Source organism: Photobacterium aquae (assembly GCF_001029445.1).
Classification (GTDB): domain Bacteria; phylum Pseudomonadota; class Gammaproteobacteria; order Enterobacterales; family Vibrionaceae; genus Photobacterium; species Photobacterium aquae.
Window position 1 is genome coordinate 122,349 of record NZ_LDOT01000013.1, and the last position, 17,822, is coordinate 140,170.

The window sequence follows — 17,822 nt, forward strand, 5'->3', positions numbered from 1 at the left end:
CCATACTGGCAATCTGTGGTTTCAATTTATCGCCTTATGACCATTTGCGCTTTTTTTCGCCTGAAACTTGTATAAAAATTGATTACTTGCACCACAATCAGCAAAGAATCTTGATCTACCCCAACATTCATGCCCCCGCAAACGTTATTACCCCCTAGCCAGCTCCTATCGGTTACTGGTAAAATCCGCAGCCAACAGAAATCCCAAATTACAGAAGAGAGTGATTCCTATGGGACGCAGTTTCGAAGTCCGTAAAGCCTCTATGGCAAAAACTCAGGGCGCAAAAATCAAAGTTTATTCAAAATACGGTAAAGAAATTTACGTAATTGCGAAAAACGGTGGTATCGACCCTGACAGCAACCTATCACTGAAGCGCATGATTGAAAAAGCGAAGAAAGATCAGGTTCCTAGCCACGTTATCGAAAAAGCAATCGACAAGGCGAAAGGCGGCGGCGGTGAAGATTTCGCAACTGCTCGCTACGAAGGTTTTGGCCCAGGCAACTGCATGGTGATCGTTGACTGTCTAACAGACAACAACAACCGTACATTCATGGACGTACGCCAGTGCTTCGTGAAGAACGGTGCAAAAATCGGCTCTCCAGGTACATGTTCTCACATGTTCGAGCACCAAGCTGTATTCCAGTTCAACGGTGACGACGAAGAAGCTGTACTTGAAAATCTAATGATGGAAGATGCAGACGTGTCTGATATCGAGTGTGAAGATGGCGTAATCACAGTATTCGCTCCTCACACTGAATTCTTCAAAGTGAAGAATGCACTGATGGCAACAATGCCTGACGTAACCATCGACGTAGAAGAAATTTCTTTCGTACCACAGACAATGACAGAGCTATCTGGCGATGACGTTGCGAAGTTCGAGAAGTTCCTTGACGCGCTAAACGATTGTGATGACGTTCAGAACGTTTACCACAACGCAGAGATCGCTGAATAATTTCAGCCCTCTCTTGAAAATCCCCGGTTCAGCCGGGGATTTTTGTATCTATCCCTCATCATATTAGCCTCTCCCCTCTTTTCTTAGCCATTATCCGGTTTGGCTACTGTTTATTAGAACATTATCACAACAGTCGCATATTAATTGAGATAAAATCAAAACGTTAGCAAAGAACTTTTCACGTCTGCTAAACGATAGGCAAAAAAAACCACCACAATAAGTGGTGGCCAAAACAATAGCTAAAAGATACGATTAATTGCCTATTGAGCAACCCCTCTTTTATATAGCCTTATAGTCAACAGGTAAAACAAATCTATTTGATGGTTACAATAAGATATTAAGCAATAGATTTATAACTGATCGATATATCTCAACAGTTCGTTAGGCGAACATTGCTTCAACGCAATTCTTCGCAACAAATCAGCACTTGCCTTGTCTCCACCGAGACAACGCTGGATTGACTCATTAATCATTTCTTCTTCAACGCCATCATAACAGAGTGCCTCAATCCACTTGTACTCAACAGAATCCAAATTCAATATTGTCTCGCGGCCAATGGTCATCCTTGCAACCATAATTCCTCCTAAATAGCCGACAGGCAATAGCACATTACAAAATTATGGCGCCAAATAATATGCCCTCAAACACATATAATGAATGATTGTCAAACTGCGGGGCTCCCTACAGCCCCGCATCTCTATACCAAGCCTAATCAACGAATGCGTAACGGTTCTTACCACTTTTCTTCGCTTGATACATCGCGGTATCGGCTCGGTGCATCAAGGCTTCAAGCGAATCCCCTGCTCCCTGATATAAACTGCCTCCAACGCTGGCATTCACTTGTATGAAATGCTGCGGCAAGACTTCGACAGGGCAACTTAACAATTGCAATAATGAGTCTGCATAACGCTGTGGGTTTTTCACATGCTGGGTATGAGACAGCAGAATCGCGAACTCGTCCCCCCCTAAACGGGCTAATAGCGCCTTATGGCCAAATACCTCTCGCATCACCGATGCGACATGCTCCAATGTCTTATCTCCTGCAGCATGGCCATAATGATCATTGATATATTTGAAGTCATCCAAATCTATATAGATCAGGCAAGCACCTTCATTGTTCTTTGCCTTTAACTTCAGTATTTTTGTTGCCGTTTGCTGAAAAGCATCTCGGTTAACGAGTCTTGTCAAACAATCGTGTCTAGCCAAAAAATTTATCCGCCGATTGTCGATGTACACTCGTAACTGATATTTGGCAATCAGATAAGAAAGCACCAAACTCAACAGCACCCCAACAACCATCAGCAGACGGCGGTGTGTCACCAGATTGGATAAATCAGCCTGATTATCAAAAGGAACAAAAGAGACCAACTTCCACGCTGTCGATGCATTGTCGGCTATATGGTATTCCTGAAAACAGTAAGGGTTGAAACGTCCATCGGGCCCCACAGAGACAATCGTCACAATTCCCAGTTCTGTCTCAAACTGCCCTTTATTGGTTTCACGTAAGTGAGTGGCAAAATCAGGAAACTGACTATATATAGTGGCTTTATCTTGATCTTTAAACATAAAGGAAAACTCAAGATCTGGCCGTTGGTTATTGAACAAAAAATCCCCGTCTTTGTTCACCAACATATAATTGGTTTGGTTATCCAAATTAAAGCGTTTGAGGCCATTCATTAAATACCGGGCAAGATAATTGATGATCAACACGCCTTGTTTTTTACCATGATCGTCAAAAACCGGTATCGCAAGCCGGATCATCGGCTTATAGGGTACTTCAATTTGATTATGCTCTACATTCAAATCCAATGGCGAAATATAGATACCATGACACTTTAACTTAACAGCTTCTTGAAAATAATAACGGTGCGCTTTGTTCTGCAGTTGATCCTCTGAGACCGCACGAGCATGGCCATTGTTGAAATTGACCCGTACAATCTCATTACCCCGTATATCGAGGTATCTGATCTGATCGTAAATTTCTTTACGCTGACTAACGATTTCCAATGCAGAAGCAAACGCATTAAGTGCTGCTTTTCTCGCATCAGCATCTTTCAAATCAACAATCTGATAGATTTTGAACTGAGAAAGGAGATCAGCCAACAAGGCCGTTTCTTTAGCCACGTAGAGCATCTCCCACTCTATGTACTCTTTTTTTCCTTCCAGCAAAGCCTGTTGCTGCACTTTGATATTGCTCTTGGTCATCGCCATTTCAGAGCACGTATCGTAATAAAATAGGGAGAAAAAAACCGAGAATAGAATGATGAAGGCAACAAAGTATCTTATGAGAAAATACTTTAATTCTGGAAAGGCTAGCTTTTTCATTGAATGCGCCAGACTGATAACAATATCGACAAGCTAGCGATTATAGTGATACATGTCTCATAATGATAGAGAGATATAAAAAAGCCAGCCCATCTCAGGCTGGCTTTCACTACCAAATATACTATCGCTACAGCGTACTTGGCCTATCGGCGGTTAAAACGACGTTTCGACGCTCTTTCCTTATGTGCGGATGCCGCTTTTGCCTGTGATTGCAAAATAGACTCGACGGTTAATTCCATCGGCTCTCTAGGCTTCAAACCGTGTGGAAACGTACGCGATCTAGGCGGCATGCTGTATTCAACATCCGATGATTTCGGCATACGCTTGAAGCGGTACAAATAGAAGTTCTCTACTCGCTCTCTCGCCCACTCTGTCTTTTTCAGGTATTTGACACTGCTGGCAATACTCGGATTGGTATGAAAACAATTCATACGCATTGCAGTATCAAGAATGACCCAACCATAGTGGTCTACCAACTGTTTCAGCATGTCTTCCATCTTAAGGCCGTGCAATGGGTTATTCTGCTGCAACTCAATTCGTTCTTGATCTGACATGGTACGTTCAGTCATGAAGCATTCCCTCATTGTTAGTGGCTTATTAGTCGCAAAGCTCTTCGCCTTATCTGAAAGCCATGATTCAAACGAAAAAAAGCCGCTGTAAATACAGCGGCTTTTTTGAATGTGGCGGAGGGATAGGGATTTGAACCCTAGATACGCTATAAACGTATGCCGGTTTTCAAGACCGGTGCTTTCAACCACTCAGCCATCCCTCCGTAAGTGCGGCGTATAATAATGAGTTCTCTGCTTTGTGTAAAGCACTTATTTTCCCACCCATCGCCAACCGCCCACCTTTAGATCAATCCGCCGATAAATACGCCCGCCAGCATCGTCTGTTTTCACTATTTGATTATCACAGAATATTTAGACTGCAGATCAGCATAATAAACGCACAATTATGATCTAGATCACGATACAACACCGAGCCCACATATAGGGTAAAAAACATACAGCACTCAATTCACCATACCCAAACTTACAAATTCCTGTGAGCTTGGGTATGGAAAATTGTTGGAGTTAAGGACATGGAAAAGCTGGAACTAGCCAAAGGATTATTTAGACAACCAATGACACTGAACGAACTCAGACTACTGGATCAACTAGAACGGCAAGCAGAAGGAAAAGAGCGGCTTTTCATCGCATCACTGTGGGATGCCGCCTATGCCAATGTTGACCCTATCGTATTACATCAAGCAAGGGTTGAGGGGCTGTTGTAGTGGCTTCGCCCCAATGAAATGGCATAGGTTGAACCCAGTCTATGGTTCTGCACCCTACCCCATTGTCACAAAACGCAGATGTAAAAAAGCCGACAATTAAGTCGGCTTTTTTGAAAGTGGCGGAGGGATAGGGATTTGAACCCTAGATACGCTATAAACGTATGCCGGTTTTCAAGACCGGTGCTTTCAACCACTCAGCCATCCCTCCGTAAGTGCGGCGTATAATAACGATATGATTTCATGTTGTAAAGCCCTTAAAAATCAACCGCTGGTTATACGACCAATCTGCTTTTATAATGATTTATAAAGTTTGTTTTACGTTTACAAAATCGTATATTAAGTCCAGCACGACGTATTTTTATCGTGATAAGGATATCAGTATGACAATCGTTCAGGCTTCTCTCACCGTTCCAGCACACCTCCTTCCGGGAGGGATCCAGCCCTCTGCCGCGGAATTTGGCTTTAGCAGCGTCACTAAGACCCGAATCAAGCATGATTCACCGCTAGGCCTTACGCAATTTGTTTTCCACCGACCGAAAAGAATACTTGATGATCAGAGCTTCGAATCTGCCATTCATCAATTCATGCTCCACCTTGCCCAAGGCACACCGTGCCAAGTCGAAAAATCATTTACCCACAGCCATCAGCTCGAATGCCTCAGCTACCACATGAACGAAGGCGAAGTGATCCGCTCCGAAGCCCAATGGCTTATTTAACTCCTTGTTGTAAACAGACATAAAAAAACGCTGCACGTAGCAGCGTTTTTTTGTTCTTCAGAACCATTAAGCGATGGCTGATTTCAACTTGCGGCCAACAGACACAACAAGCAACACAACCGCACCACTAAATAGGCCGACAGCCGCATTAACAAATGCAGGCAGCATCATGGCACCACCGGGAACCACCGCCGCTTGCTGTGCCAAATGCTCTAGCAAAACATGTGAATGTGGCATGCTGTGGACGACAATACCACCGCCTACCAAGAACATGGCGATAGTGCCGACAACCGCGAGGAATTTCATGAGATATGGCGCAGACTTAATCAGCATAGTGCCAAAACCGTATTTCAATGTACCCGGCTTGCTCTTGTTGGCCAGATACAACCCAGCATCATCAAGCTTAACGATACCAGCCACAAGGCCATACACACCGATCGTCATCAATACCGCAATCACACTCACCACCAGCACCTGCGTCAACATGGTTGAGGTTTGAACTGTACCCAGCGCGATCACAATGATTTCAGCTGACAATATGAAGTCTGTTCGAATCGCACCCTGAACTTTCCGGCGCTCAAACTCAACCAGATCTTCGGCTTCATCCATTTCAGCCAACACCGCCGATTCTTCAGAATGATGAGAATGCAGCAGCTTTTCGACAATTTTCTCGAAGCCCTCAAAGCACAAGAACAAACCACCGATCAGAAGCATGGGAGTGATCAACCAAGGCGCAAAGGCACTGATCAATAACGCGGCCGGAACTAGAATCATTTTGTTACGAAAAGAGCCTTTTGCTACCGCCCACACCACAGGGATTTCTCGCTCAGCCCTCACACCAGCCACCTGCTGGGCATTCAATGCCAAGTCGTCTCCCAGTACACCCGCGGTTTTCCTTGCCGCTACTTTACTCATGACGGCAACATCGTCGAGCACGGTTGCAATATCGTCAAGCAAGGTTAATAAACTCGCTCCAGCCACTTGGCACCTCGTTATAATTTGCTTTGCCCAGCTATTTTGGTCTGCTTATCCCAGAATAGCCCAGCTCGTTACTACCGATGAGATCATTATCAAGGTGTCCTTACCGCACTCTCCAGTGGTACTTGCTCCCTAGCCACCTACCAATATTGGTAACCCTTTGGCAGCATTGATAATCCCCAGTAAATTGTAACAAGATATTACCACCCTTTGCCTACAATGAAATACTATTTCGCCATATCCTCCCGAAAACATGGCCCCACTTAACAGGGGAAAAACATCCCATTTACTCACGCAGGCACCCGATTTTTATCCCAGCACAACAAGATTGATTGAATTTTACACAGCGATGACATGATTAAAGACTCTCGCTGATAGAGTCGCCCGCCCACATTCAGGAGTGAAATCGCTATGCAAAAAATCATTCTTACGGCATTGCTTATCATTGGCACCCTCACTATCACAGGTTGTCAGCTGACCCATATAGAAGGGGAGCTTGATGGTGTCACGATTAAAGCCAGCTCTAACGATAATTACGGTCATGGCCATTTTTGTCCGCCAGGGCAAGCCAAAAAAGGAAATTGCTAATGCACAAAATACCCAAGTCACACCAGCAACTTGGGTATTAGCATTATTCGATGGAAATAGGGATGCGTTTTAGGCAATGATCTGGAACTGCTGCCGGGTAACAGGCCCCCAATAAGCGTCTTGATAGGTATCCTCCTCGAAGCGCTCATGGGTATATACCCCAATGGCCCGACGCCAGAATGCGACGGCATGATCCGCACCGGCAATCTGCTTGCTGACCCACTGCCCTGGCATCATGGCAAACAGCGCATGGGCAAATGCTTGCCCGACACGGTTTTTGCGAAACACTGGCACGACATAAAAATCACACACTTCAAAATGGCCTGGGGCCGTCTCCGCTATAGCAGCCAAGCCAGCGGGTGCATTGTCGATATACAGCAAGAACCCTTTCACGTTGCCCCCGATCAGCGTATCCATGAAGAACAGCCCCTGCTCATCAGGCATCTTTCCGGTATAGGCCGAAAACTCCGCTTCATAAGGTTGCGATAGGTTTAGGTAGACTGGTAGCGTATCGGTATCGACATTGATTATTTCCACAGCGTACTCCTACTCTCACTGAGAAAGACAACAACACAATGTCCCAACACTGTAGCACGCAATAACCAATCCCATTATCCCATTCAAGCTCAAAACACTATTACCACCAGACAATATTGCGTTTTTATTCACCTTCCAATGCCACCGACGCATAGCGCCAGCGCAAAATATCGATATCGTGAAACAATTTTGATAGCCAATAGTGCGTTTATGTCAAAGCGAACGATCATCTTCAGGTTATAACAACAAAAACAAACAAAACGTGTCGTCAACGCGTCTTGCATAAAACGGAACATACCCTATTCAACGGAGATTATGATCATGAGCTGGACTGACAATGCCAAAGTTGTTGGCTTCGTATCCGCCTTCGGTGCGGCCACCCTAATGGGTTTTGTAGGATTCTTCGCCCGCCACATTAATGCACAGGGTGATGTTATCGCCTTCTCGCGCATGATGTTCGGCGCAATCCTATTCTTCTTTATCCTGATGCGACTAGGGCGATTGTCAGACTTAAAGAAGTACAAGCTCTCGCCATCCATGATCGCCAGCGGTTTCTTCATGGGAACCTGCCTGTCGGCCTATGTTGCCGCCACCCAGCACACCTCTATCGCCAATGCCGTGTTCTTCATCTACGTCGGCCCTATCATCTCATCGCTATTGGCCATCATCTTCTTGAAAGAGCCACTCAAGCCCATCACCTTATTTGCAATCTCTGCGGTGTTTGTCGGGATGCTGCTCATTGTAGGCTTGGTCAAGTTCACCCCTGGCGGTATCGAAGTCGGTATCAGCTTCTCCAAGGAAACCTTCTTCGGTGACATGCTGGCATTGGCATCCGGTGTCGGCTATGGCCTGTTCCTGTTCTTCGGCCGTTACCGTACAGATGTCCCCGGAGATGTACGCTCATTCTGGAACTTCGTCTTCGCGGTCGGTGGCATTTGCATGCTGTTCATCTTCACCAATCCTTCTGTGGCGCAAATGACCGCAACTGACTGGGTTTGGTGGATTGCCATCGGTATTGTATGCGGGTTCGGTGCCCTGTCACTCTGCACCATTGCCACTCGCAACCTGCTAGCGGTCGAATTCGCCTGTGTCTCCTACTGGGAGTGTGTGGTCGCCTCAATTATCGGTATTCTGATTTTCAACGAGCCACTGTCCATGGCGCAGTCTATCGGCGGCTTGCTGATTATCCTCGGCGGTGTCAGTGAAATGGGGCTGGGCCTCGTCAACAACCTTAAAAATAGGCATAAAGCCAAAGTGGTTACGCCATAACAACCAAACCCTGCTGCATAACTTGCAGCAGGGTTTTTCATTTTCCTTGGCAATACAGCCACCCCAGACGTTATGTCGTAAGCAACGTTAGGAGATTTTATGGCTACAACCCTCTCACCGGGTACGTACCCGGAAAACAAGGATGACTCCCACCGGGAGCTCAAACGAGCCGCGACGGCCAGTTTCATCGGCAACTTTGTCGAATGGTTCGATTACGCCTCATACGGCTACCTCGCCACTGTCATCGCCGTTGTTTTTTTCCCCCAAACAGATAAGACATCCGGTCTTCTTGCCGCCTTTGCCGTCTTTGCCCTGTCATTCCTCGTCAGACCCCTTGGCGGCATATTCTGGGGCCATATTGGCGATCGCTATGGACGCAAAAATGCCCTGTCGGTCTCCATCATCATCATGTCCTGCGCGACCTTTTGTATCGCACTTGTTCCGTCCTACCAAAGCATTGGACTGGCCGCCCCAATCATCTTGCTTATCGCCCGTCTGATCCAAGGGTTTTCAGCCTCCGGCGAATACGCAGGTGCCGCCACATTTCTAGCTGAGTATGCCCCTGACAACAAACGCGGGCTTTATGCCGCCATCGTTCCCGCCAGTACAGCGGCAGGGCTCTTATTCGGCGCGCTGTTTGTCTCAATGCTATACACATTGCTCAGTGCCGAACAACTCAGTGACTGGGGCTGGCGAATTCCATTTTTACTGGCAGCACCATTTGGCCTAATCGGACGCTATATCCGAGTGCACCTTGAAGACTCACCGAAATTCAGACAAATGGAAGAAGAAAGTGCAAACCGGCAAAAAGAAAGCCAAGTTCCTCTCAAGCGCCTCCTCTCTCACCACCCCAAAGAAATATTAATAGCGTTTGGTGTTACCAGCCTTAATGCCGTCGGTTTTTATACCCTGCTTAGCTACATGCCGACCTACTTATCGGCTGAATTAGGGCTTGCCGAAACCACATCGTTCTTGATGTCCACCCTGACCCTCTCTGTTTACATTGGGTTGGTGTTCTACATGGGCGTGCTGTCTGACTCACTAGGCAGAAAACGTACCCTCACCTACGCCTCAATTGGCTTCATTGTCCTCACCGTACCGCTGTTTTATTTGATCGGCAGCCAGTCATTGCTGTTAATTGTTATCGCACAGATCCTGCTGGTATCTATGCTGGCCATGAATGACGGGACGCTAGCCTGCTTCCTGACCGAAATATTCCCAACCCCAATGCGCTACAGCGGCTTTGCCTTTACATTCAACTGCGCCAACGCCTTGTTCGGCGGTACAGCCCCCCTCATTGCGACTTGGCTGATTAATGTCACGGGATCGCAAGTTGCCCCGGCTTACTATCTGGTACTGGCGGCTATTGTCGCCTTGATCGCAATGTCATTTAGCAAGGAAACCTGCGGTAAGCCCCTTTGTGATTAACTGCCAAGAATATTTTGAGCAACACAACAGATAAAACGACAACAAAAACCAAAGAGCCACTGCATGATTGCAGTGGCCCTTGGCTACAACACCGGCTGCCCCTGAGCAAGCCGATATTCACTGGGGGTCGTGCCGAAACGGTCACGAAATGCTTTCGAGAAATGGGAGGCAGACGAGAAACCGAGGATATCGGAGATTTCCTGAATGGACTTTTCCTGTGTCCGGAGCGACTCACAGGCTAAATCCATTTTTCGCTGGAGGATCCAGGAATGGAACGGCATACCGGTATTTTTTTTGATAATCCGATTGAAAGTTGAACGCGACATGAAAAACTTCTTGGCAATATGGTCAATATTCCAATTTCTTGCGGGAGAATTCGATAACATCACATTCAATGACGCGCACAAATCGATTTCTTTTTTTGATTTTCTCCGCAGTTCACCTTCATACACACCGCTACGCTCATTATCCAATAAGCAGATAATTTGAATGACTTCACTCAAATTACTCAACTCAAATTCATTTTTTATATTTCGCGACATTTCGATGATTTTTTTTGCAGCCTCGCCAGAAAAAACCATGTTGTTTTTTTCAAACTCATAGAGCTTTTCTATCGGTGACACATAAGGTGTTTGAGCCACCATCAAATACAGGCGTTGCAGGTTAATCTGCAAACTTCGGCAAGGGCTGCTATCAAGAGGGCGGGAAACCAAATGCCGGGTCTGTGGGGGGATATAGACAATACTGCCAGGCTCAGCTGTTATAGCATGGTCTATATCAATCAACAGTGATAATGGCGAATCATCAGTGAACAGGATTTCAGCAAACTCGTGATAGTGCGGGACACACTGCGGTTCGGTATCCAGTGCAACAAGGAAAAAATCATTGTCAATATTACTGTGAGATCGCATCGGACGCTCCCTGCGTTGAGCAGTTTCAATATCGGAATAACATACCAATTTGACAAGCAAGAGCGGTGAGCATCGTCAAACATCCTTTCGATGCAACTCGAACAGTATTAATAATAATGCGATCTATCACACTTTCTGTTAATGAAACACGATGCAACACATGGAAAAATGAGCGATAGATATACATTGCTCGGCATACTAATGCCAAACAAAAGAGGCTAAAAAGCGTTACCTTTGTGAACGAAACCGATGAGAATATGCAAAAAAGAGCTCGGCAAGCCGAGCTCAACGTCATGTTTGAATAACGACATGACAACTGAAACGTAAGTGTTTTTCCGCGTTCAGACACGTAAAAACCCTTAGGCATCCCTCATCTAGCTGTTCCTTCATCGCTACAATTATGAACACCCCGTAAAAATGAAGCATTATGATTTGGACAAGATTATTTATATCTCATCCAAAATAGTTTTCGTTGCCATAAAATAACTAACCACTATCAAAAAAAGCTCAAGCTAGATTCAAACTATATATTCAAGAGAAAAAAAAGCCTTAAATAAAACCTAAGAATAGAACACGCATTTTTGCGGATTAAATATCAGAGGTGATTATGAGGCTCGATAATATCAACTGCTTCTATGGGACGAACCAGTGCCTATTTGATGTCAGCCTTAATATAGAAAAAGGCGATGTTCTGGTATTGCTTGGCCCCAGCGGCGCTGGAAAAAGTACCTTACTGCGCGTCTTCAACTTATTGGAGATCCCCAAAGCTGGCGCAATGCACATTGATGACCAAGACTTCCTTTTTGATCTCCCGGTCAACCAAAGCGACATTTCCCATTTGCGGCAAAAAGTCGGCATGGTTTTTCAGCAGTACAATCTCTGGCCCCATATGACCGTACTCGAAAACTTGGTCGAGGCTCCTATCAAGGTCAAGAAAATGCCCCGGGAACTCGCCAATGCCAAAGCCGCCGAACTGATCAAACGCCTGCGTCTCTATGATTTGGAATCACGCTACCCACTCCAGCTATCAGGTGGGCAACAACAGCGTGTATCGATTGCCCGGGCCTTGATGATGGAGCCTGAAGTACTGCTGTTTGACGAGCCTACCGCCGCCCTTGACCCAGCTATCACAACCCAGCTTATCAGTATCGTCAAAGAGCTCTCGGCCACCGGTATCACCCAAGTCGTCGTCACCCACGAAGTAGAACTGGCGCGCAAAATTGCAACCCATGTGATTTATCTCGAAGGCGGCAAGATTGTTGAAATGGGCACGGCCGATTGCCTGTCGTCTCCCACTACCGAGGCCTTCTCTCACTATCTATCGCACTGAGTTAACGTTTTTGCACAGCACAATAAAAACACCATTCAACAACACGGACACAACACCAACAAGGAGCACAACATGTCAGGATTTCCATTCCCCCCTTTAGGCAAAGTGGTATTGCTAGCACTGTGTACCGCTCCGCTTGGCGCGACAGCGACAACGCAGGACACCGTCAAATTTGCCATGAATGCCACCTATCCGCCTTTTGAGTTCACCAACGAAAAGAACGAAATCATTGGCTTTGATGTCGATATCGCCAATGCCCTGTGCGATAAAATGAAGATCAGCTGCAGCTACCACAACCACGCGTTTGACAGCCTGATCCCCAGCATCAAACTTCGCCGCTACGACGCGGCAATCTCCGGAATGGACATTACCGCCGAACGCCAGAAACAAGTCGCCTTCAGTGATCCCTATTACGACAACGCTGCCGTCTTTGTTTCCGTCAATAGCGTGACCTATGCACAAGCCCTTAAAGGTAAGAGAGTCGGGGTGCAAAACGGCACAACTCATCAGAAATACATCAAAGATCAGCTTCCCGGCCTGATCCCGGTACCTTATACCAACTATCAAAATGCGTTCATTGACATGAAAAGCGGACGTGTCGATGCCGTCTTCGGCGATACAGCCGTCATTAGCGAATGGATGAAAAAAGACAGTACCTTGAACATGATCGGCCAGCCTATTACCCATAGCGCCTATTTCGGCCAAGGCTTCGGGATTGCCGTCCATCCGCAGAACCAAGCATTACTCAAACAGCTCAATACCGCCCTTGTTGAAATCAAAGCGGACGGTACTTACCAAGAAATTTACAACAAATGGTTCATGTAACAGGTGAATGCTTATGTCTGGATATTATCAGCAGTTATTTCCGGCAGCATTGATGACTATCGGGCTGGCGCTGACCGCGCTGGCCTTCGGCCTCGTCCTTGCCGTCAGTATCGCCGGAATGGAACGCTCCCGGTTGAAATTCGTTGCCGTACCAATCAAAACCATCATGATGTTGCTGCGGGGTCTCCCGGAGCTACTGGTCGTCCTGTTCATCTATTTCGGTTCCACACAAGTACTGTTCCTGATCACCGGAAGTTATGTCGAATTCCAACCTTTTTGGTGTGGGGTGATGGCACTGAGCCTGATCTTCGCCGCCTATGCCTCACAAACGCTTCGTGGCGCGTTCAATGCGGTTCCCGTCGGCCAATGGGAGTCCGGCATTGCCCTTAGCTTGCCCAAGCATGTGATATTTTTCCGACTCATTTTGCCACAGGTTTGGCGCCATGCTCTACCGGGGTTGGGGGCTCAATGGCTGGTGCTACTAAAAGATACCGCGTTGGTGTCACTCATCGGGGTGAACGACCTGATGTGGCAGGCACAACTTACCTCTTCGGCTACCTTCCTACCATTCACTTGGTTCGCCATGGCCGCCTTGATCTACCTTGTGATATCCATCTGCAGCCAATGGTGTCTAAAGCGCATTGAATCACGCGTCACCCACTTTGAGAGGGCTATATCATGAGCGACTATATTCGCGAACTACTCAACGGGCTACCGATCACCCTGTCGGTGACAGTCGTCGCCCTGATTATCGGGCTGGCACTGGCCCTGCTCATGACTCTGATCCTAGCCCTCAAACTTCCTATTGCACACTCCCTCACCAAGCTCTACCTGACACTTTTTACCGGCACACCTCTATTAGTACAGATATTCCTCATCTACTACGGGCCGGGGCAATTCGCAATCATCCGAGAGAGTGCATTATGGCCCCTGTTCTCCTCACCTTGGTTCTGTGCAACGCTGGCGCTAACCCTCAACTGTGCCGCCTACACAACCTTGCTGTTCCACGGGGCATTAAAACGCATTCCAAGCGGCCAATGGGAAGCCTGCGAGGCATTGGGTTTTAGCCAAATACAAACCCTCGGCATCCTAGTGCCCTATGCGTTACGACGCGCCTTTTCCGCCTATTCAAACGAGGTCATCATCGTACTGAAAAGCTCATCGCTAACCAGTACCATTACCCTGCTCGATATCACCGGATACGCCCAGCAGCTCAACGCACAAACCTATGACACCCTTGCCGTGTTCGGAGCCGCCGGCATACTGTATCTGGGTATGAACGGGATCATCGCTCTGGTGATGCTCAAAATCGAGCACAGGATCCTCGCTTTTGAACGCACCGGCAGTACGGCTTAACCTCAGATCGGCACTAGCAACCACGCAAGCATTCTCTCAAGGGATATTAAGGGGCTGTTTATGGCCCCAACTCTCTATTAAACCTGTGATGCTCATCCAATCAAATATCACATTTCGCCATTGATACCCTAGTGATCAACGGTATCAACAGAGAGAATAGAAACAAGTAAAGTTTGAGGTCGATAATATGTGCCAACGTGTTATAGCGAATACGCCAAAATTTTTGCTCTTTGATTTACAGGCGGCGAAACAGACAGAACACCTGCTATTTTGCGCTGATTATGTGCTTGTCTGGCCCCGCACCACAAGCTGCTCTCTGTTTTTGGGGGCAACCGTCCATAAACTTTCCCCCGGCCAACTTGTTCTACTAACTCCCTTCTCACCCCATCGCTTTGAATTTCAACCCGCCGACAAAAACAACATAGCAGAAGAGTGCGACGTCCTTCATTTTCGCCTTAACGCACTGGGCCAAACATTTATCGATAGCATCCAATTTAGTGATATCAAACTGATGCTGGAAAATGCCCGGGGCGGGTCGATATTTGATATTTCGCCTGGTTCCAGCGTACATACCTACCTTAATGCGGTGAATAATTCCTATGAGTTTTCACAAGTGCTTAATTTGCTGGGTTTACTAGAAGCGCTCTCAAGGCAGAGCTATTCAAGCCTGAGTGATTGCAATTTTGACATCGTCAACAGCCAGCGCATTGAAGACAAGGTTCGCATCGCACTGAAATATATTGCGGATAATTTAGCCGAACCGCTTTCTGTCGCGACAGTTGCCAACCAAATCCATATGGCCGACAGTACCTTCTCACGTTTTTTCCACGCCAACCTAGGGATCACCTTCAAGCAATATCTTATCGAACAACGTGTCCGTCAGGCCGCACGCTACTTGGTAACCACCGACTGGAGCATCGCACACATTGGCACCGAGGTGGGCTTTTCGTCCTTATCTAATTTCAATGCCAAGTTCAAAAGTGTCATAAGGGTTACCCCCCGTGAGTACAGGGCCAGCCACCTAAACAAGCACCACTATGTTGCCACTCACCGTAGCGTAGTCGGGCAGCTACAAAATCAGTTAGCTTAAGCGCCCAAGCGGCGCTTAATCATCCCCACCATCGCGAGAATCATAGTTTTCCATATACCCGCTGTTATTCTCATCATCATTGTTCTCTTCGCTGGATGTTGAACCATCGCCCCATAATATGGAAACAAGAAAAAATAAAAGCGATAAGAATATACTGACGAAAAAACAGCTGATAATGAGATCTGTCACCGGCAATGTTTTGGGGGTATTAGAAAAAGTCAGAACGAGAAGAGAGATAAAAAAAACACTAATGAAAACATAGACACTATTTTGTTTCCTAGCTATCCGTGATTTTCTCATGTACCTCCCCCCTGAAATCAACAATACAATAAATGGCTACTTCTCCAACCTAACTCAATATTCATCATAAAAATATTACCGAAGACATATTACTTAGCAATAACCTATCGCGATCTAATATTACTGGAACATTTTCTTATATTTCATCCTCAATGTGATAGATCGGATTTTTCCAATCCCTATTTTATCTAAACAAAAAAACCGGAACCCATAAGGGTTCCGGCTTCTTCGGTAATATGGGATTGTTATTAGTATTCCCAATGCTCGATGCTGTGAGAGCCTGTGAATTGGTTCGGGAAGTAATCTTCACGAGTACCTTCACGCCATACGTCAGCCGTTGCACAGTGTAGACCACCGCCGAAGGCATAAGCATCACGCAGGTCAACTGGAATAACTTCGAAGCCAAGTTTATCGAACTGTTCCATCTGACCGGTTTCAGTGGCTTCAACACACACTGTCTTATGGTCAAGGATCAGCGTATTCATTGACAACCAGGTGCTTGAGTAGCATAGCGGTGGTGGGTTATCCCAAGCAGGAGAAACCGCTTCAACAATCTGCCAATCGTTCTTCTCAAAGATTTCACGCTGGCCTTTGAACAATGGACGGTGCGGGTTAAGCAGCATCAGCCCTGGACGTAGTGGACAGAAAGTTGCATCGATGTGGATTGGGTGATTATCTTCAAAGCTCAGAGTATGAACACGGTAGCCCTGTGGCTCATACTTACGCTTAATCCAGCGAATACCGGCCAGGTTAGTGGTCAAGCCGTGCTGTACGAAGATATCTTTACCCAGACGCATCACGTCTGCAGCATCAAACAGGATATCGGTTTCTTTGGTTGAGTACTCTTTACGCAGTGAACGCGCCATGGTTTCTTCATCAGACAGGAACTCGTACGCAGCTACGTAGTCCATGCGGAAGCTATCGTCTGAAAGACGTGGGCGTGGAGCCTGCTCAATCAAGCACTCAGGGTCAGATTCGAAATATTCACGTAGCAAATCAACATAAGCCAGATATTCGAAGTAACGGCTGCGGAAGCTCATCGGTGCCATCAAAATGCTCTTACCCATGGTAAGTAGGCAGTCACGAGGAGGCATACAACCGAAACCAGAACTGATAGTAAAATCAGGGGTAGTAACACGCTGGTGCCAATCAACGGCTCCTGGGCGGTCTACGATAATGCCGCGATTTTCTAGGATCTTGGCAAAGCCATTCAGGCATTCATTAGCTCGGTCGATAGTCTCTTGTGTACGACGGCCAGCCTTGCCACCGCGCATTGGAGAGTCTGCTGGAATTTTTTCGTTACTAGCAGGGCATTGTTCTGGAATATGCTGGTTGTCGGCAATACCTACAATCACATGCTTCAGTGGGTCAAAATCGTTATAAGATTCTACTTTAAGGCCTTGACGCACATATGGCACACCGCTGTCTTTTCTTTCAAGAGGTGACGAAGCATTTGGATATAGATCGTTGGATACACTCATTACATAATCTCCAAGAGAAGTAATACGAACAACATAATAGGTATATTAATAACTCTCATTCCATGAAATATATAAGTGGTATGATCGTTAAACAAATCCATCTAATATACTTATTAATCATCAAATAGCCGATTTATATATAACAAACATGAATCTATTTAAATTTGAAGCGCTTTAATTTGTCTTGCCCTTCAATGGTTATAATATTGCCGACAGAGCATAATTAAATATAGTCATTTTATGCCGACAAGTAACTATTCCATGCTCTTGCTGCACAATGACGATCACAACCTGTATCGCTACCTCTACAGGCGCATACTCATCTGCATAAGATTTCAAGATTACACTAGGTTGCTCACCGTCGAGGCTTCGTTGTGTTGGCGGAACGGCTGGGCTGGCACTCCAGCGGGACTCATTCGACCGCAGGGCAAACTTAAATTCAGCGCATACAAAAATGTATGGT

19 protein-coding genes and 2 tRNA genes are annotated in these 17,822 nt (G+C 46.4%); 11 read left to right on the forward strand and 10 right to left on the reverse strand.

Translation table 11 applies throughout. The annotated features are described in order from the left end of the window. The first annotated feature begins 229 nt into the window (after positions 1–229). Positions 230–952 carry a YebC/PmpR family DNA-binding transcriptional regulator gene (locus ABT56_RS11425; protein ID WP_047878998.1) on the forward strand — a complete coding sequence of 241 codons (723 nt, stop codon included), beginning with the start codon at positions 230–232 and terminating at the stop codon, positions 950–952. Positions 953–1,302: 350 nt separating this feature from the next. Here ABT56_RS11425 and ABT56_RS11430 read toward each other — a convergent pair whose 3' ends face one another. From ABT56_RS11430 to ABT56_RS11445, 4 genes are all read right to left on the reverse strand, one after another. Further along, positions 1,303–1,527 (reverse strand): hypothetical protein, encoded by a 225-nt coding sequence (locus ABT56_RS11430; protein WP_047878999.1) that lies wholly within the window; start codon positions 1,525–1,527, stop codon positions 1,303–1,305. Positions 1,528–1,660: 133 nt separating this feature from the next. Next, positions 1,661–3,277, reverse strand: a complete 1,617-nt coding sequence (locus ABT56_RS11435) for a sensor domain-containing diguanylate cyclase (RefSeq protein ID WP_047879000.1) — start codon at positions 3,275–3,277, stop codon at positions 1,661–1,663. A 143-nt stretch (positions 3,278–3,420) separates the two neighbouring features. Further along, the gene (locus tag ABT56_RS11440) at positions 3,421–3,831 is read right to left on the reverse strand and encodes a VF530 family protein (protein ID WP_047879032.1); all 411 of its coding nucleotides are present in this window, start codon (positions 3,829–3,831) and stop codon (positions 3,421–3,423) included. A 127-nt stretch (positions 3,832–3,958) separates the two neighbouring features. Beyond that, positions 3,959–4,049 (reverse strand) — tRNA-Ser (locus ABT56_RS11445). 309 nt (positions 4,050–4,358) lie between these two features. Between ABT56_RS11445 and ABT56_RS11450 the strand changes: the two genes are divergently transcribed. Further along, a complete protein-coding gene (locus ABT56_RS11450; RefSeq protein WP_047879001.1) occupies positions 4,359–4,550 on the forward strand; it encodes a hypothetical protein in 192 nt (63 codons plus the stop codon). Positions 4,551–4,667: 117 nt separating this feature from the next. Here the strand turns inward: ABT56_RS11450 and ABT56_RS11455 are convergent. Further along, positions 4,668–4,758: transfer RNA gene (locus ABT56_RS11455), tRNA-Ser, on the reverse strand. Positions 4,759–4,930: 172 nt separating this feature from the next. On the opposite strand from ABT56_RS11455, the gene ABT56_RS11460 reads away from it, so the two are divergent. Beyond that, entirely contained in the window at positions 4,931–5,266 is a 336-nt protein-coding gene (locus tag ABT56_RS11460) for a hypothetical protein (protein WP_047879002.1), read from the forward strand. Positions 5,267–5,332: 66 nt separating this feature from the next. Here ABT56_RS11460 and ABT56_RS11465 read toward each other — a convergent pair whose 3' ends face one another. Next, the gene (locus ABT56_RS11465) at positions 5,333–6,247 is read right to left on the reverse strand and encodes a DUF808 domain-containing protein (protein ID WP_047879003.1); all 915 of its coding nucleotides are present in this window, start codon (positions 6,245–6,247) and stop codon (positions 5,333–5,335) included. 408 nt (positions 6,248–6,655) lie between these two features. Here ABT56_RS11465 and ABT56_RS24180 point away from each other — a divergent pair, with 408 nt between their 5' ends. Beyond that, positions 6,656–6,832, forward strand: a complete 177-nt coding sequence (locus ABT56_RS24180) for a hypothetical protein (protein WP_169753904.1) — start codon at positions 6,656–6,658, stop codon at positions 6,830–6,832. 69 nt (positions 6,833–6,901) lie between these two features. Here the strand turns inward: ABT56_RS24180 and ABT56_RS11470 are convergent, their stop codons facing one another. Next, positions 6,902–7,369, reverse strand: a complete 468-nt coding sequence (locus ABT56_RS11470) for a GNAT family N-acetyltransferase (RefSeq protein ID WP_047879004.1) — start codon at positions 7,367–7,369, stop codon at positions 6,902–6,904. A 321-nt stretch (positions 7,370–7,690) separates the two neighbouring features. Between ABT56_RS11470 and ABT56_RS11475 the strand changes: the two genes are divergently transcribed. Together ABT56_RS11475 and ABT56_RS11480 are read left to right on the forward strand one after the other, a co-directional pair. Then, positions 7,691–8,638 (forward strand): DMT family transporter, encoded by a 948-nt coding sequence (locus tag ABT56_RS11475; protein WP_047879005.1) that lies wholly within the window; start codon positions 7,691–7,693, stop codon positions 8,636–8,638. Between the two features lie 99 nt (positions 8,639–8,737). After that, complete coding sequence (locus ABT56_RS11480; protein WP_047879006.1) at positions 8,738–10,066, forward strand: MFS transporter; 1,329 nt, start codon at positions 8,738–8,740, stop codon at positions 10,064–10,066. A gap of 83 nt (positions 10,067–10,149) precedes the next feature. Here the strand turns inward: ABT56_RS11480 and ABT56_RS11485 are convergent, their stop codons facing one another. After that, positions 10,150–10,977 carry an AraC family transcriptional regulator gene (locus tag ABT56_RS11485; RefSeq protein WP_047879007.1) on the reverse strand — a complete coding sequence of 276 codons (828 nt, stop codon included), beginning with the start codon at positions 10,975–10,977 and terminating at the stop codon, positions 10,150–10,152. Between the two features lie 601 nt (positions 10,978–11,578). On the opposite strand from ABT56_RS11485, the gene artP reads away from it, so the two are divergent. The 5 genes from artP (at position 11,579) to ABT56_RS11510 (ending at position 15,578) form a co-directional block, all read left to right on the forward strand. Continuing rightward, positions 11,579–12,307: an arginine ABC transporter ATP-binding protein ArtP gene (artP, locus tag ABT56_RS11490; protein ID WP_047879008.1), complete on the forward strand. Its 729-nt coding sequence runs from the start codon at positions 11,579–11,581 to the stop codon at positions 12,305–12,307. Between the two features lie 72 nt (positions 12,308–12,379). Then, positions 12,380–13,132, forward strand: coding sequence for an arginine ABC transporter substrate-binding protein (locus ABT56_RS11495; protein ID WP_047879009.1), 753 nt, complete (start codon positions 12,380–12,382; stop codon positions 13,130–13,132). A gap of 7 nt (positions 13,133–13,139) precedes the next feature. Further along, the gene (gene artQ, locus ABT56_RS11500; protein WP_047879010.1) at positions 13,140–13,814 is read left to right on the forward strand and encodes an arginine ABC transporter permease ArtQ; all 675 of its coding nucleotides are present in this window, start codon (positions 13,140–13,142) and stop codon (positions 13,812–13,814) included. Then, positions 13,808–14,488, forward strand: coding sequence for an arginine ABC transporter permease ArtM (gene artM / locus ABT56_RS11505; protein ID WP_157037829.1), 681 nt, complete (start codon positions 13,808–13,810; stop codon positions 14,486–14,488). Before artQ ends, artM begins: the two co-directional genes overlap by 7 nt. Before the next feature lie 187 nt (positions 14,489–14,675). Beyond that, positions 14,676–15,578 carry a helix-turn-helix domain-containing protein gene (locus ABT56_RS11510; RefSeq protein WP_047879012.1) on the forward strand — a complete coding sequence of 301 codons (903 nt, stop codon included), beginning with the start codon at positions 14,676–14,678 and terminating at the stop codon, positions 15,576–15,578. A 15-nt stretch (positions 15,579–15,593) separates the two neighbouring features. Here ABT56_RS11510 and ABT56_RS11515 read toward each other — a convergent pair whose 3' ends face one another. After that, the gene (locus ABT56_RS11515; RefSeq protein WP_047879013.1) at positions 15,594–15,878 is read right to left on the reverse strand and encodes a hypothetical protein; all 285 of its coding nucleotides are present in this window, start codon (positions 15,876–15,878) and stop codon (positions 15,594–15,596) included. A 248-nt stretch (positions 15,879–16,126) separates the two neighbouring features. Continuing rightward, positions 16,127–17,359 carry a serine/threonine protein kinase gene (locus tag ABT56_RS11520; protein WP_047879014.1) on the reverse strand — a complete coding sequence of 411 codons (1,233 nt, stop codon included), beginning with the start codon at positions 17,357–17,359 and terminating at the stop codon, positions 16,127–16,129. Positions 17,360–17,822: the final 463 nt, after the last annotated feature.

What these genes read in the sequence shown, in the direction of transcription:
- artQ (WP_047879010.1), top strand. Translation starts at nt 13,140, where the DNA reads ATGCTTATGTCTGGATATTATCAGCAGTTATTTCCGGCAGCATTGATG.
- ABT56_RS11510 (WP_047879012.1), top strand. Translation starts at nt 14,676, where the DNA reads ATGTGCCAACGTGTTATAGCGAATACGCCAAAATTTTTGCTCTTTGAT.
- ABT56_RS11435 (WP_047879000.1), bottom strand. Translation starts at nt 3,277, where the DNA reads ATGAAAAAGCTAGCCTTTCCAGAATTAAAGTATTTTCTCATAAGATAC.
- ABT56_RS11495 (WP_047879009.1), top strand. Translation starts at nt 12,380, where the DNA reads ATGTCAGGATTTCCATTCCCCCCTTTAGGCAAAGTGGTATTGCTAGCA.
- ABT56_RS11520 (WP_047879014.1), bottom strand. Translation starts at nt 17,359, where the DNA reads ATGAGTGTATCCAACGATCTATATCCAAATGCTTCGTCACCTCTTGAA.
- ABT56_RS11430 (WP_047878999.1), bottom strand. Translation starts at nt 1,527, where the DNA reads ATGGTTGCAAGGATGACCATTGGCCGCGAGACAATATTGAATTTGGAT.
- ABT56_RS11480 (WP_047879006.1), top strand. Translation starts at nt 8,738, where the DNA reads ATGGCTACAACCCTCTCACCGGGTACGTACCCGGAAAACAAGGATGAC.
- ABT56_RS11515 (WP_047879013.1), bottom strand. Translation starts at nt 15,878, where the DNA reads ATGAGAAAATCACGGATAGCTAGGAAACAAAATAGTGTCTATGTTTTC.
- ABT56_RS11485 (WP_047879007.1), bottom strand. Translation starts at nt 10,977, where the DNA reads ATGCGATCTCACAGTAATATTGACAATGATTTTTTCCTTGTTGCACTG.
- ABT56_RS11450 (WP_047879001.1), top strand. Translation starts at nt 4,359, where the DNA reads ATGGAAAAGCTGGAACTAGCCAAAGGATTATTTAGACAACCAATGACA.
- ABT56_RS11425 (WP_047878998.1), top strand. Translation starts at nt 230, where the DNA reads ATGGGACGCAGTTTCGAAGTCCGTAAAGCCTCTATGGCAAAAACTCAG.
- ABT56_RS11475 (WP_047879005.1), top strand. Translation starts at nt 7,691, where the DNA reads ATGAGCTGGACTGACAATGCCAAAGTTGTTGGCTTCGTATCCGCCTTC.
- ABT56_RS11440 (WP_047879032.1), bottom strand. Translation starts at nt 3,831, where the DNA reads ATGTCAGATCAAGAACGAATTGAGTTGCAGCAGAATAACCCATTGCAC.
- ABT56_RS11460 (WP_047879002.1), top strand. Translation starts at nt 4,931, where the DNA reads ATGACAATCGTTCAGGCTTCTCTCACCGTTCCAGCACACCTCCTTCCG.
- ABT56_RS24180 (WP_169753904.1), top strand. Translation starts at nt 6,656, where the DNA reads ATGCAAAAAATCATTCTTACGGCATTGCTTATCATTGGCACCCTCACT.